Raw genomic sequence first — 13329 nt, 5'->3', positions numbered from 1 at the left:
CACCGGATGAGTGAGCGTCAGAAGGACCGGCCGTGGCTCATGCGCACCTACGCCGGTCACTCCACGGCCGAGGCGTCCAACGAGCTGTACCGGCGCAACCTCGCCAAGGGACAGACGGGTCTGTCGGTCGCCTTCGACCTGCCGACCCAGACCGGCTACGACTCCGACCACGTCCTCGCCCGCGGCGAGGTCGGCCGGGTCGGCGTGCCGGTCGCGCACCTCGGCGACATGCGCCGGCTCTTCCAGGACATCCCCCTGGAGCAGATGAACACCTCGATGACCATCAACGCCACGGCCATGTGGCTGCTGGCGCTCTACCAGGTCGTCGCCGAGGAGCAGGGCGCGGACATCACCAAGCTCCAGGGCACGACCCAGAACGACATCGTCAAGGAGTACCTGTCCCGGGGGACGCACGTCTTCCCGCCGGGCCCGTCGCTCCGTCTGACGACGGACATGATCGCGTACACGGTCTCCCACCTGCCGAAGTGGAACCCGATCAACATCTGCAGCTACCACCTGCAGGAGGCGGGCGCCACGCCGGTGCAGGAGATCGCGTACGCGATGTCCACCGCGATCGCCGTGCTCGACGCGGTGCGCGACAGCGGCCAGGTGCCGCAGGAGCGCATGGGCGACGTGGTCGGCCGGATCTCCTTCTTCGTGAACGCGGGCGTCCGCTTCATCGAGGAGATGTGCAAGATGCGCGCCTTCGGCCGCATCTGGGACCGCGTCACCCGCGAGCGCTACGGCATCGAGGACCCCAAGCACCGCCGCTTCCGCTACGGCGTCCAGGTCAACTCCCTCGGCCTGACCGAGGCGCAGCCGGAGAACAACGTCCAGCGGATCGTGCTGGAGATGCTGGCGGTCACCCTCTCCAAGGACGCACGCGCGCGTGCCGTGCAGTTGCCGGCCTGGAACGAGGCGCTGGGCCTGCCCCGCCCCTGGGACCAGCAGTGGTCGCTGCGCATCCAGCAGGTGCTGGCGCACGAGAGCGACCTGCTGGAGTACGAGGACATCTTCGAGGGCTCGAAGGTGATCGGGGCGAAGGTCGACGAGCTGGTCGAGGCGGCGTCCGCGGAGATCGAGCGCATCCAGGAGATGGGCGGCGCGATGGCCGCCGTCGAGTCCGGCTACCTCAAGTCGCAGCTCGTCGCCTCGCACGCCGCACGCCGGGCCCGGATCGAGTCCGGCGAGGAGAAGATCATCGGGGTCAACGCCTTCGAGGGCACCGAGCCCAACCCGCTCACCGCCGACCTGGACACCGCGATCCAGACGGTCGACCCGGCGGTGGAGGCCCGCGTGATCGCCTCGCTGCGCGCCTGGCGGGACACCCGCTACCAGCCGCCCTTCAACCACCCGCGGCCCTGCAAGGCGCTGGAGAAGCTGAAGGAGGCCGCGCGCGGCACCGGCAACCTCATGGAGGCCACCCTGGAGTGCGCCCGCGCCGGCGCCACGACCGGCGAGTGGGCCGGGGCGCTGCGCGAGGTCTTCGGCGAGTTCCGGGCGCCGACCGGAGTGTCCTCGGCGCCGGTGGCGGTCACCGCCGAGGAGGGCTCGGCCCTGTCGGAGGTGCGCCGCAAGGTGGAGCTGACGGCCAAGGAGATGGGCGTCGGCAAGCTCCGCTTCCTGGTCGGCAAGCCCGGCCTGGACGGCCACTCCAACGGCGCCGAGCAGATCGCCGTGCGGGCCCGCGACGCCGGGTTCGAGGTGGTGTACCAGGGCATCCGGCTCACTCCGGAGCAGATCGTGGACGCCGCGCTCGCGGAGGACGTGCACGCGGTGGGCCTGTCCATCCTGTCGGGCTCGCACGCCCAACTGGTGCCGGACGTGCTCGAACGGCTCCGTGTGGCCGGTGCCACAGATATACCGGTGATCGCCGGTGGCATCATCCCGAACGGTGACGCCGAGGAACTGCGGGCCGCGGGAGTGGCCGCGGTCTTCACCCCGAAGGACTTCGACATCACCGGCATCATCGGCCGGATCGTCGACGAGATCCGGAACGCGAACAAGCTCGACCCCCTGGAGGTCCCCGCATGACGACCGTCAACCGGCTTCGCCCCCGCCGCTCCTGCCTGGCGGTCCCGGGAAGCAACCCCCGCTTCCTGGAGAAGGCCCAGGGCCTCCCGGCGGACCAGGTCTTCCTCGACCTGGAGGACGCCTGCGCTCCGCTCGCCAAGCCGGAGGCGCGGCACACCATCGTCAAGTTCCTCAACGAGGGCGACTGGACCGGCAAGACCCGCGTCGTGCGCGTCAACGACTGGACGACCGAGTGGACGTACCGGGACGTCGTGACGGTGGTCGAGGGCGCGGGCCAGAACCTGGACTGCATCATGCTGCCGAAGGTCCAGGACGCCCAGCAGGTCGTCGCGCTCGACCTCCTCCTCACCCAGATCGAGAAGACGATGGGCTTCGAGGTCGGCCGGATCGGCATCGAGGCGCAGATCGAGAACGCGCAGGGTCTCAACAACGTCAACGAGATCGCCCAGGCGAGCCCGCGCGTGGAGACCATCATCTTCGGCCCGGCCGACTTCATGGCGTCCATCAACATGAAGTCTCTGGTGGTGGGCGAGCAGCCGCCCGGCTACCCGGCCGACGCCTACCACTACATCCTGATGAAGATCCTGATGGCCGCCCGCGCCAACAACCTCCAGGCGATCGACGGCCCCTACCTCCAGATCCGCAACGTCGACGGCTACCGCGAGGTCGCGCGGCGCGCCGCCGCCCTCGGCTTCGACGGCAAGTGGGTCCTGCACCCCGGCCAGGTGGAGGCGTCCAACGAGATCTTCTCGCCCTCCCAGGAGGACTACGACCACGCCGAGCTGATCCTGGACGCGTACGACTACTACACGTCCGAGGCGGGCGGCAAGAAGGGCTCGGCGATGCTCGGCGACGAGATGATCGACGAGGCCAGCCGCAAGATGGCGCTGGTCGTCTCCGGCAAGGGGCGCGCGGCCGGCATGCGGCGCACGTCGAAGTTCGAGATCCCGGAGGGCTGAGCGCCATGCAGTTCGGACGCACCTACGAGGAGTTCGAGGTCGGGGCGACGTACAAGCACTGGCCGGGCAAGACGGTCACGGAGTACGACGACCACCTGTTCTGTCTCCTGACGATGAACCACCACCCGCTCCACATGGACGCCAACTACGCCGAGCGGACGACGGACTTCGGCAAGAACGTGGTGGTGGGCAACTACATCTACTCGCTCCTGCTCGGCATGTCCGTCCCGGACGTCTCCGGCAAGGCGATCGCCAACCTGGAGATCGAGTCGCTCAGGCACGTGGCTCCGACCTTCCACGGCGACACGCTCTACGGCCAGACGACGGTGCTCGACAAGTGGCCGTCCAGGTCGAAGGACGACCGCGGCATCGTCCACGTCGAGACCAAGGGCTACAAGCAGGACGGCACGCTCGTGTGCGTCTTCCGCCGCAAGGTGATGGTGCCGACCGAGACGTACACCAAGGAGCGCGGCGGCGAGCAGCCGGGCCGCCCCGAGCTGAAGGAACAGGGGAAGTAGATGAGCCGTCTCGCCCAGACCCACGGCCTCACGGACGTCCAGCGGGAGATCCTCTCCACCGTCCGGGACTTCGTGGACAAGGAGATCATCCCGGTCGCCACCGAGCTGGAGCACCGGGACGAGTACCCGCAGGACATCGTCGACGGGCTCAGGGAACTCGGGCTGTTCGGGCTGATGATCCCCGAGGAGTACGGGGGCCTGGGCGAGTCGCTCCTGACGTACGCCCTGTGCGTGGAGGAGATCGCCCGCGGCTGGATGTCGGTGTCCGGCATCATCAACACGCACTTCATCGTGGCCTACATGCTCAAGCAGCACGGCACGCAGGAACAGAAGGACCACTTCCTGCCCCGCATGGCCGCGGGCGACGTCCGGGGCGCCTTCTCGATGTCCGAGCCGGCGCTGGGCTCCGACGTCTCGGCGATCTCCTCGAAGGCGGTGCGGGACGGCGAGGAGTACGTCCTGAACGGCCAGAAGATGTGGCTGACGAACGGCGGCACGTCGTCGCTGGTCGCCGTCCTGGTGCGGAGTGACGAAGGTCACCCGGAGGGGACCGCTCCCCACAAGTCGATGACGACCTTCCTGGTGGAGAAGGAGCCCGGCTTCGGCGAGGTCCGGCCGGGCCTGACCATCCCCGGCAAGATCGACAAGATGGGGTACAAGGGCGTCGACACGACCGAACTCGTCATGGACGGCCTGCGCATTCCGGCCAATCGCGTCCTCGGCGGTGTCACGGGCCGAGGTTTTTACCAAATGATGGACGGCGTGGAGGTGGGCCGCGTGAATGTGGCGGCGCGTGGCTGCGGCGTCGCTCAGCGTGCCTTCGAGCTGGGCGTCCGGTACGCCCAGCAACGCCACACTTTCGGCAAGCAGATCGCCCGGCACCAGGCCATCCAGTTCAAGCTCGCGGAGATGGCTACCAAGGTCGAGGCGGCGCATGCGATGATGGTGAACGCTGCACGCAAAAAGGACTCGGGCGAACGAAACGACCTGGAAGCGGGGATGGCCAAGTACCTCGCCTCCGAGTACTGCAAGGAGGTCGTGGAGGACGCCTTCCGGATCCACGGCGGGTACGGCTTCTCCAAGGAGTACGAGATCGAGCGTCTCTACCGCGAGGCGCCGATGCTGCTCATCGGTGAAGGCACCGCCGAGATCCAGAAAATGATCATCGGCCGCCGACTGCTCGAAGAGTATCGATTCCAGGGTTAGATGTCCGGATACGGGGTGTTTTCTTGGAGAAGAAGGTCACACCCCGTAGGCACTGTTCGGCCGCCGACTCGGCTTCCTGGCTTACCCAGTTGCGGCAGGAAGCCGCTACGATCGCCGGAAAGCCGCCGTCCCCCGTCAGAGCGCGGCATCATCCGCTACGAAGGTCATCCATGCCCCACAGCCAAACCTCTGCACCTCGCGACAGCCTGGCCGGCGTACGCCTCGCGCGCGGAGCATCGCCGTGGCTTCTGCCGACCGTCGCCACCGCAGCCGTCAGCCTCCTGCGGGCCCGCCGTTCCGGGACCGCCAAGGCCGTCGCCGTCCCCGCCACCGCGCTCGCGGCGGGGATGCTGTGGTTCTTCCGCGACCCCGAGCGCGAGATCACCCGGGGCCGGGTCATCTCGCCCGCCGACGGTGTGGTGCAGAGCATCATGCCGTGGAAGGACGGCCGCACCCGCGTCGCGATCTTCATGAGCCCGCTCAACGTCCACGTCAACCGTGCCCCGCTGGCCGGCACGGTGACGTCGGTCGAGCACGTGCCGGGCGGCTTCGTTCCCGCTTTCAACAAGGAGAGCGAGAACAACGAGCGCGTCGTGTGGCACTTCGACACCGAGCTCGGCGACATCGAAATGATCCAGATCGCCGGCGCGGTGGCCCGCCGCATCGTCCCGTACGTGCCGCAGGGCACCAAGGTCGAGCAGGGCGAGAGGGTCGGTCTGATCCGCTTCGGCTCCCGCGTCGACCTGTACCTGCCGGAGGGCGTCGAGGTGGACGTCGAGGTGGGCCAGAAGACGGTGGCTGGGGTGACTCGAATTGACCGTGATTGATCCACAGACCCAGGCCGGATGGGTGCCGGAGGCCGACGAGGCGGACGACGAGGAGGAGATGCCGCTCTCGCTCCGCCTGTCGATAGCGGACACGCTCACGCTCGGCAACGCGACGTGCGGCTTCATGGCGGTGTACTTCACCACCACCGGCATCCTGATCCCGCACCTCATGGGCAGCGACGAGTCGGGCATGGCCCGGCACAGCGCGGCCACCGCGGTGATCCTGATGCTGTGCGCGGCGATCTTCGACCTGTTCGACGGTCTGGTCGCCCGCAAGCTGCGCAGCTCGCCGATGGGCGCGGAGCTGGACAACCTCTCCGACCTCATCAGCTTCGGACTCGCTCCGGCGTACTTCGTCCTCGTCTACGGCATGGTCGCGGACGACGCCTACCAGCGCGTGGCGGCGGTGGGGGCGATCGTGGTGCTGCTGGCGGTGGTGCTGCGGCTCGCGCGGTTCTCCTGCGTCACCGTCAAGGACGGCACCTTCCAGGGCATGCCCTCGCCGTTCGGGGCACTGACGGTGGTGTCGATCGTGCTGCTGGAGCTGCCGTTCGTGGCGACGCTGCTCGCGATCCTGGGCACGGCCTGGCTGATGGTGAGCCGGGTCGAGTACCCGAAGCCGCGGGGGCGGCTCGCGGTGGCGATGCTGTCGTGGATCGTCCTGTCGATGGGTCTGCTGGCCGGCTGGGCCTTCGACGCGCCGAGCGGGCAGTTGCTGCTGCAGACGGGGTGTGCGCTGCAGCTGGTGATGGGGGCGGTGATCCCCCTGTTCGCCACCGCTCGCCGGGTGAACAACTTCCGCGACAACCGGCGGGAGGCACGGGCGGCACAGCTTCCGTGACGTGTGAACGTCGGTAGGGCCCCGGACCCGGGTCGGGTTCGGGGCCCTACTGTTTGTGCCGGCCCGGCGTCGGTGCGGTCCGCGCCGGGGGCTCCGCCCCCGGGCCCCCGGCCTGTCTCCACCCACCACCCGACCCGGTCGGGACACGGGCGGGCCGTGTCCGGCCCGTCCGGTGTGTGAGGACGAGGCCCGTTCAGGGCGGAAACGGGGACTGGGGGCAGAGCCCCCAGGGGCGAGATCCCCTACGCGACGAAGTCCCGGGCGATGCCCTCCGCCACCCGCTCCAGGATCGGCCCCGCGTCCGCGATGCACTTCGCGACGTCCGGCTCCACGTCCGTCAGCGGATACGCCCGCCGGATCCCCGCCCGCCCCAGCGTCTCCGCCGGCAGCGCGAGGCGCCCGCACACCGCGACGACCTCCTTGCCCGCGGCCCGTGCCGCCGCCGCGACGCCCGCCGGGGCCTTGCCGTGCAGGGTCTGCTCGTCCAGCGAGCCCTCCCCGGTGATCACCAGCTCCGCCCGCTCCAGCGCCGGCGCGAATCCCAGTACGTCCAGCATCACCTCGATGCCGGGCCGGAACCGCGCCCCCAGCAGCATCGCGCCGAAGCCGATGCCGCCCGCCGCCCCCGCGCCCGGGGACGCGGCGTACTCGGCGGCCCGCGCGCCCACGCCCTCCGTCTGCTCCAGCACCTTCGCGAAGTGTGCGAGGGCCGCGTCCAGGGCCGTCACGTCCTCCGGCGTGGCACCCTTCTGCGGGCCGTAGACCGCCGGGGCGCCCTTCGGTCCCGTCAGCGGGTTGTCGACGTCGCTGGCGAGCACCAGCTCCACCTCGGACAGGCGCGGGTCGAGACCGGACAGGTCGGCCGAGGCCAGCGCGGCGAGGCCGCCGCCGCCCGGCGCGACGGGCGCCCCGGCCGCGTCCAGGAAGCGCGCGCCCAGCGCGGCCAGCATCCCGGCGCCGCCGTCCGTGGTGGCGCTGCCGCCGACCCCGAACACGATCGTCCGCGCCCCCGCGTCCAGCGCGGCCCGCAGCAGTTCGCCCGAGCCGTACGTGGACGCCGTCAGCGGCGCGAGGACCCCGTCCGGGAGCCGCTGGAGGCCACTGGCCTCGGCCATCTCCACCACCGCGGTGCCCTCGCGCAGCGCGTACGCCGCCGTCACCGCGTCGCCGAGGGGCCCGGCGACCCGTGTCTCCCGGCGCTCGAACCCGGCCGCGACCGCGGCGGCCACCGTGCCGTCGCCGCCGTCGGCGACGGGCAGTGCCTCGACCTGGAGGTCCGGCACCACCCGGCGCAGGCCGGCCGTGACGCGCTCGGCGACCTCGACGGCCGTCAGCGAGCCCTTGAACTTGTCCGCGGCCACGAGGACCCGGCGGGTCCCGTCCACAGCAGCGTCAGCCACCTTGATCTCCCCTTGCTCTCCGAGCCTTGCGCACGTCAAGGCAGTCGCGCCGCTGCGACCCTAACCGCAGGACACCCGCGCCGTCATGCCCTGCCCACACCATGGAACCGGCCGTGTGCCCGCGCCGGGAGTGCTCCGGGCCCGGACACGGGCTCGTTACGCTGTCGGGATGGCCACTGCTGACTACGCCGCCTACATCGCGGGGCTCCCCCGTGTCCTCGCCGGTGCCGCCGTCGTCTTCCGGGACGCCGGAGGGCGGGTGCTCCTCGTCGAGCCGAACTACCGCGAGGGGTGGACGTTGCCGGGCGGGACGGTCGAGTCCGACGACGGGGAGACACCGCGTCGGGGCGCGTGGCGGGAGACGCTGGAGGAGATCGGCCTGGACGTGCGGATCGGCCGGCTGCTCGCGGTGGACTGGGCGCACGGGCCGGGCAGGCCGCCGATCGTGGCCTACCTGTACGACGGCGGGGTCCTGACGGAGGACGACCTCGGGGCGATCCGGCTGCAGGAGGACGAGCTGCTGTCCTGGCGGCTGGTGCCGCACGGGGAACTCGGCGGTTATTTGCTGGGCTCCCTGCACGGCCGGGTGCTGGCCGCGCTGGACGTGCTGGCGGACGGCTCGGGCACGGCCGAGCTGGAGAACGGCGTGCGGGTCGACCGGTAAAGCGATCGCCGACGACTCCCCGGCGCCCTACCCTCGACGGCATGACCGGCAAGCCCCTCGTCGCCGTCCTCAGCGGCGCCGGTGTCTCGACCGACTCCGGCATCCCCGACTACCGCGGTCCGAACGGACTGTGGCGGCGCGACCCGGAGGCCGAGAAGCTCGTCACGTACGCGTCCTACATGGGCGATCCGGAGATCAGGCGGCGCTCCTGGCGGATGCGGCGCGACACCGCGGCACTGGGCGCCGGGCCGAACGCGGCGCACCGCGCGGTGGCCGAGCTGGAGCGGCGCGGGGTGCCGGTGCGCGTGCTCACCCAGAACGTGGACGGCCTGCACCAGCTCGCCGGGGTCCCCGCCCGCAAGGTCCTCGAACTGCACGGCACCGCCCGCGCCTACGTGTGCACCGGCTGCCGGGCCCGGGGGCCGATGGCGGACGCCCTCGCCCGGATCGACGCGGGCGAGGACGACCCGCCGTGCCGGGAGTGCGGCGGCGTCCTGAAGCCGGCGACCGTCATGTTCGGCGAGAGCCTCGACCCGGTGGTGCTGGGCGAGGCGGTCGCCGTCAGCAAGGCGTGCGAGGTCTTCGTCGCCGTCGGCACCAGCCTCCAGGTGCAGCCCGCCGCCGGGCTGGCCGGTGTCGCCGTCGACCACGGGGCGCGGCTGATCGTCGTCAACGCCGAGCCCACGCCGTACGACGACCTGGCCGACGAGGTCGTCCGGGAGCCGATCGGCACCGCCCTGCCCGAGCTGCTGCGCGGGCTGGGCTGAGCCTCGGCGGCCGGCGGCGCGGTGGTCCGGAAGCGTCCGTCCTTGGAGCCCGGTGCGCCGGGCAGCCCGGGAACCCTCAGAACAGGGAGTCGGGCCCCGCGCCGCCGCGTTCGAAGTCCAGCAGGCGCCGCTTGCGTTCCAGGCCGCCGCCATAGCCGGTCAGGCCGCCGCTCGCGCCGATGACACGGTGGCAGGGGACGATGATGCCGACCGGGTTGCGGCCGTTGGCGAGGCCCACGGCGCGGGAGGCGGCCGGGTTGCCGAGGGCGGCGGCGAGTTCGCCGTAGGTGCGGGTCTCGCCGTAGGGGATCTTCCGGAGCTGTTCCCAGACCGTGCGCTGGAACGGGGTGCCGTTCAGGCGCAGGCCGAGGGTGAAGTCCTTCAGCCCGCCGGTGAAGTAGGCCTCCAGTTGTTCCTCGGCCTCGGCGAAGGGGCGGGCGTCGCGGGCGCCGAAGGTCTCCTCCGACGGGCGGTGGCGCTGGTCGGTCATGTAGAGGCCGCACAGGGCGCCGTCCTCGGCGACGAGGGTGAGCGCGCCGTAGGGGCTGTCGATCACGGTGTGCGTTTTCACGGCGAATCCTCGCAGGGCTCATACGGGCAGGAAGTTGATCGGGTGGTCGTCGGTCGCCCACAGGTACTGGACGGCGTACGCCCGCCAGGGCCGCCAGGCCGCCGCGCGGGCGGTGAGCGCGGCCGGGGTGGAGGGCAGGCCCAGTCCGCCCGCGGCGCGGCGGATGCCGAGGTCGGTGGGGAGGAAGGCGTCGGGGTCGCCGAGGGCGCGCATGGCGATGACGTCGGCGGTCCAGGGGCCGAAGCCGGGCAGGCCGAGCAGCCGGGCCCGGGTCTCGGCCCAGTCGCACTCGACGCCCAGGTTGACCGAGCCGTCGGCCAGGCGGGCGACCAGGGTGGTCAGGGTGGTGCGGCGGGTGCGCGGCATCGCCAGGGTCTCCGGGTCCACCGCCGCCAGCGCCCCGGTGGACGGGAAGAGGTGGGTCAGGCCGCCCTCGGGGTCGTCCACCGGATCGCCGTGCGCGGTGACCAGGCGGGCGGCGTGGGTGCGGGCGGCGGCGGTGGAGACCTGCTGGCCGAGCACCGCCCGCACGGCGAACTCCGCCTCGTCCACGGTGCGGGGCACCCGTCTGCCGGGTGCCTTGTCGACCAGCGGGGCGAGCTGCGGGTCGGCGCGCAGCGCGTCGTCGACGGCCACCGGGTCGGCGTCGAGGTCGAGCAGGCGCCGGCAGCGGCTGATGGCGACGGTCAGGTCGCGCGGGTCGCCGAGGGAGAGGCGGCAGGCGATGTGGTCGGGGCGCGGGGTGAGGGCCACGATGCCGTGACCGTGCGGGAGGCGCAGCGTGCGCCGGTACGCGCCGTCCCGCCACTCCTCCACGCCGGGTACGGCGGTGGCGGCGAGGTGGCCGAAGAGGTTGTCGGGGTTGAGCGGGGCGCGGAAGGGGAGGCGCAGGGACAGGGTGCCGGGGGTGGTGGGCGTCGGGCGGTTCCCGGGGGCACGGCTGCGCAGTTCGCTCGGGGAGAGCGCGTAGACCTCGCGGACGGTGTCGTTGAAGGTGCGCACGGAGGAGAATCCGGCCGCGAAGGCGACGTCCGCCATGGGCAGCGGGGTGGTCTCGATCAGCAGCCGGGCCGTCTGTGCGCGCTGCGCGCGGGCGAGGGCGAGGGGGCCCGCGCCCAGTTCGGCCCGGAGCTGGCGCTCGATCTGCCGCGTGCTGTAGCCGAGGCGGGCGGCGAGGCCCGGCACGCCCTCGCGGTCCACGACGCCGTCGGCGATCAGGCGCATGGCGCGGGCCGTGACGTCGGCGCGCAGGTTCCACTCGGGCGAGCCGGGGCTGGTGTCCGGACGGCAGCGCTTGCACGCCCTGAACCCGGCCTGCTGGCAGGCCGCCGCGCTCGGGTAGAAGGTCATGTTCCGGGGCTTGGGCGGCACCACCGGGCAACTGGGCCGGCAGTAGATGCGGGTCGTCAGGACGGCCGTGAAGAACCAGCCGTCGAAGCGCGCGTCCTTCGACCGGACGGCGCGCACGCAGCGCTCGGTGTCGTGGTGCATTCCCCTCTGCATGCGTCCAGGATGGCCCCCGAAGCGGGTGCGGGCTGGCGGGAATCCGACATGGACGTGGCGCGTGCTGGGCCCGCGCGGTTCACTCCGGGCGCCACGCCCGCTCGCGCAGCAGGCGCAGTCCGTTCAGGCCGACCAGCACGGTCGAGCCCTCGTGACCCGCGACGCCGAGGGGCAGCGGCAGGTGCCCGATCAGGTCCCACAGGACGAGGACGGTGATGAAGGCACCGGCGACGACCAGGTTCTGCACGACCAGCCGGCGTGCGCGCCGGGAGAGCCGTACGACGGCGGGCACGGCCGTCAGCTCGTCGCGCACGACCACGGCGTCGGCGGTCTCCAGGGCCAGGTCGGACCCGGCCCGGCCCATGGCGACACCGGCGTGCGCGGCGGCCAGCGCGGGGGCGTCGTTGACGCCGTCGCCGACGAAGAGCACCTTGCGCCCGGCCCGCTCCCGCTCCCGTACGGCCTCGGCCTTGTCCTCGGGGAGCAGTCCGGCGCGGACGTCGGTGAGGCCGGTCGCGTCGGCCACGCGGGCGGCGGCGGCCTCGTGGTCGCCGGTCAGCAGGGCGGGCGCGGTCCCGGTGAGGGCGGTGAGCGCGGCGGTGGCCGGGGCGGCGTCGGCGCGGAGACGGTCGGTGAGGGCGAGGGTGCCGAGGAGGGTGCCGTCGCGGGTGACGCGGACGGTGGTCTCGGCGCCCTCGGGGGTCTCGGCACGGCCGACGTGCACCGTGTGTCCGTCGACCACTGCCGTCACCCCGCGGCCGGGAACCGCCGTGAAGTCCTCCGCGGGCGCGACGCGCAGGCCCCGGGCGCGGGCGGCGCTCACGATCGCGCGGGCCAGCGGGTGCTCGCTGGGGTGCTCGGCCGCGGCGGCGAGGGCGAGCAGGGCGTCCTCGCCGACACCGCGGCCGGCGGCGGGGCGTACGGCGGTGACCTCGGGGGTCCCCTCGGTGAGGGTGCCGGTCTTGTCGAGGGCGGCGGCGTCGATCTCGCCGAGGCGCTCCATGGCGACCGCCGACTTGACCAGGACCCCGTGCCGGCCGGCGTTGGCGACGGCGGACAGCAGGGGCGGCATGGTCGCGAGGACGACCGCGCACGGCGAGGCGACGATCATGAAGGTCATGGCGCGCAGCAGGGCGTCGGTGAGGTCGGCGCCGAAGGCGAGCGGGACGCCGAAGACCGCGAGGGTGGCGACGACCACGCCGACCGAGTAGCGCTGCTCGATCTTCTCGACGAACAACTGCGTCGGCGCCTTGGTGCGGGACGCCTCCTCGACCAGGGTGACGATCCGGGCGATGACCGAGTCGGCCGGGTCGCGCCCGACGCGGACGCGCAGGGCGCCGGTGCCGTTGAGCGTGCCGGCGAAGACGTCGTCGCCGGGGCGCTTGAGGGCGGGCACGGACTCGCCGGTGATGGTGGCCTGGTCGACGTCTCCGGTCCCCTCGACCACCGTGCCGTCGGCGCCGATGCGCTCCCCCGGGCGGACCAGGACCAGGTCGCCGACGGCGAGGTCGGCGGTGGGGACCGTCTCCTCGCCGCCGTCGCGCACGCGGGTCGCGGTGGTGGGCGCGAGGTCGAGCAGGCCGCGCACGGAGTCTGCGGTACGGGCGGTGGCCAGGGCCTCCAGGGCGCCGGAGGTGGCGAAGATGACGATCAGCAGGGCGCCGTCGAGGACCTGCCCGATGGCGGCGGCGCCCAGCGCCGCGACGATCATCAGCAGGTCGACGTCGAGGGTCTTCTCGCGCAGCGCCCGCAGCCCTGCGAGCGCGGGCTCCCAGCCGCCGGCGGCGTAGGCCGCCGCGTACAGCGGGCCGTACGTCCAGGCGGGCGCGCCGCCGAGGTCGAGCGGCAGGGCCGCGAGGAAGGCGAGCAGGGACACGAGAGCCCAGCGCGCCTCGGGCAGGGCGAGGACGCGGGTGCGGCGGCGGGGCGGCACCGGCACGGCGGGCGCGGCCTGCGGAGCGGGGGCGAGGGTGGTGGACACACGGCCACCATACAGGAACAAATGAAGACTCGTTCATGTGTTCATGAGCGACGAGTAG

12 protein-coding genes are annotated in these 13329 nt (G+C 72.3%); 8 read left to right on the top strand and 4 right to left on the bottom strand.

Annotated features, from left to right (window positions below; all coding sequences use genetic code 11):
- Window positions 1-6 precede the first annotated feature (6 nt).
- The 6 genes from Sdi02f_RS01075 to pssA all read left to right on the top strand — a co-directional run bounded on the left by Sdi02f_RS01075 (window position 7) and on the right by pssA (window position 6385).
- Window positions 7-2034: a protein meaA gene (locus tag Sdi02f_RS01075; RefSeq protein WP_030400920.1), complete on the top strand. Its 2028-nt coding sequence runs from the start codon at window positions 7-9 to the stop codon at window positions 2032-2034.
- Entirely contained in the window at window positions 2031-2993 is a 963-nt protein-coding gene (locus Sdi02f_RS01070) for an HpcH/HpaI aldolase/citrate lyase family protein (protein ID WP_031083142.1), read from the top strand. The genes Sdi02f_RS01075 and Sdi02f_RS01070 overlap by 4 nt, the downstream gene beginning before the upstream one ends.
- A gap of 5 nt (window positions 2994-2998) precedes the next feature.
- Window positions 2999-3511: a MaoC family dehydratase gene (locus Sdi02f_RS01065; protein WP_030400918.1), complete on the top strand. Its 513-nt coding sequence runs from the start codon at window positions 2999-3001 to the stop codon at window positions 3509-3511.
- Window positions 3512-4717 carry an acyl-CoA dehydrogenase family protein gene (locus Sdi02f_RS01060; RefSeq protein WP_030400917.1) on the top strand — a complete coding sequence of 402 codons (1206 nt, stop codon included), beginning with the start codon at window positions 3512-3514 and terminating at the stop codon, window positions 4715-4717. It begins immediately after the preceding gene.
- Window positions 4718-4887: 170 nt separating this feature from the next.
- Window positions 4888-5544, top strand: a complete 657-nt coding sequence (locus Sdi02f_RS01055) for a phosphatidylserine decarboxylase (protein WP_030400916.1) — start codon at window positions 4888-4890, stop codon at window positions 5542-5544.
- Window positions 5545-5602: 58 nt separating this feature from the next.
- Window positions 5603-6385, top strand: a complete 783-nt coding sequence (gene pssA, locus Sdi02f_RS01050; RefSeq protein WP_003972511.1) for a CDP-diacylglycerol--serine O-phosphatidyltransferase — start codon at window positions 5603-5605, stop codon at window positions 6383-6385.
- 242 nt (window positions 6386-6627) lie between these two features.
- Here pssA and Sdi02f_RS01045 read toward each other — a convergent pair whose 3' ends face one another.
- Complete coding sequence (locus Sdi02f_RS01045) at window positions 6628-7770, bottom strand: glycerate kinase (protein ID WP_108932523.1); 1143 nt, start codon at window positions 7768-7770, stop codon at window positions 6628-6630.
- Window positions 7771-7954: 184 nt separating this feature from the next.
- Between Sdi02f_RS01045 and Sdi02f_RS01040 the strand changes: the two genes are divergently transcribed.
- Complete coding sequence (locus Sdi02f_RS01040) at window positions 7955-8449, top strand: NUDIX domain-containing protein (RefSeq protein ID WP_053639698.1); 495 nt, start codon at window positions 7955-7957, stop codon at window positions 8447-8449.
- Between the two features lie 41 nt (window positions 8450-8490).
- Window positions 8491-9216, top strand: coding sequence for an SIR2 family NAD-dependent protein deacylase (locus Sdi02f_RS01035; protein ID WP_053639697.1), 726 nt, complete (start codon window positions 8491-8493; stop codon window positions 9214-9216).
- A gap of 76 nt (window positions 9217-9292) precedes the next feature.
- Here the strand turns inward: Sdi02f_RS01035 and Sdi02f_RS01030 are convergent, their stop codons facing one another.
- The 3 genes from Sdi02f_RS01030 to Sdi02f_RS01020 all read right to left on the bottom strand — a co-directional run bounded on the left by Sdi02f_RS01030 (window position 9293) and on the right by Sdi02f_RS01020 (window position 13271).
- Window positions 9293-9787: a methylated-DNA--[protein]-cysteine S-methyltransferase gene (locus tag Sdi02f_RS01030; protein WP_053639696.1), complete on the bottom strand. Its 495-nt coding sequence runs from the start codon at window positions 9785-9787 to the stop codon at window positions 9293-9295.
- 18 nt (window positions 9788-9805) lie between these two features.
- Window positions 9806-11290, bottom strand: a complete 1485-nt coding sequence (locus Sdi02f_RS01025; protein WP_275404388.1) for an AlkA N-terminal domain-containing protein — start codon at window positions 11288-11290, stop codon at window positions 9806-9808.
- A gap of 79 nt (window positions 11291-11369) precedes the next feature.
- A complete protein-coding gene (locus tag Sdi02f_RS01020) occupies window positions 11370-13271 on the bottom strand; it encodes a heavy metal translocating P-type ATPase (RefSeq protein ID WP_108932522.1) in 1902 nt (633 codons plus the stop codon).
- Window positions 13272-13329: the final 58 nt, after the last annotated feature.

The organism is Streptomyces ardesiacus, from assembly GCF_003112575.1.
GTDB classification, from domain to species: domain Bacteria; phylum Actinomycetota; class Actinomycetes; order Streptomycetales; family Streptomycetaceae; genus Streptomyces; species Streptomyces ardesiacus.
This window is presented reverse-complemented; position numbering and strand designations above follow the sequence as displayed.

Coding starts and splice junctions, on each gene's coding strand:
- Sdi02f_RS01075 (WP_030400920.1), top strand. CDS start 7: ATGAGTGAGCGTCAGAAGGACCGGCCGTGGCTCATGCGCACCTACGCC.
- Sdi02f_RS01055 (WP_030400916.1), top strand. CDS start 4,888: ATGCCCCACAGCCAAACCTCTGCACCTCGCGACAGCCTGGCCGGCGTA.
- Sdi02f_RS01025 (WP_275404388.1), bottom strand. CDS start 11,290: ATGCAGAGGGGAATGCACCACGACACCGAGCGCTGCGTGCGCGCCGTC.
- Sdi02f_RS01070 (WP_031083142.1), top strand. CDS start 2,031: ATGACGACCGTCAACCGGCTTCGCCCCCGCCGCTCCTGCCTGGCGGTC.
- pssA (WP_003972511.1), top strand. CDS start 5,603: ATGCCGCTCTCGCTCCGCCTGTCGATAGCGGACACGCTCACGCTCGGC.
- Sdi02f_RS01065 (WP_030400918.1), top strand. CDS start 2,999: ATGCAGTTCGGACGCACCTACGAGGAGTTCGAGGTCGGGGCGACGTAC.
- Sdi02f_RS01060 (WP_030400917.1), top strand. CDS start 3,512: ATGAGCCGTCTCGCCCAGACCCACGGCCTCACGGACGTCCAGCGGGAG.
- Sdi02f_RS01035 (WP_053639697.1), top strand. CDS start 8,491: ATGACCGGCAAGCCCCTCGTCGCCGTCCTCAGCGGCGCCGGTGTCTCG.
- Sdi02f_RS01040 (WP_053639698.1), top strand. CDS start 7,955: ATGGCCACTGCTGACTACGCCGCCTACATCGCGGGGCTCCCCCGTGTC.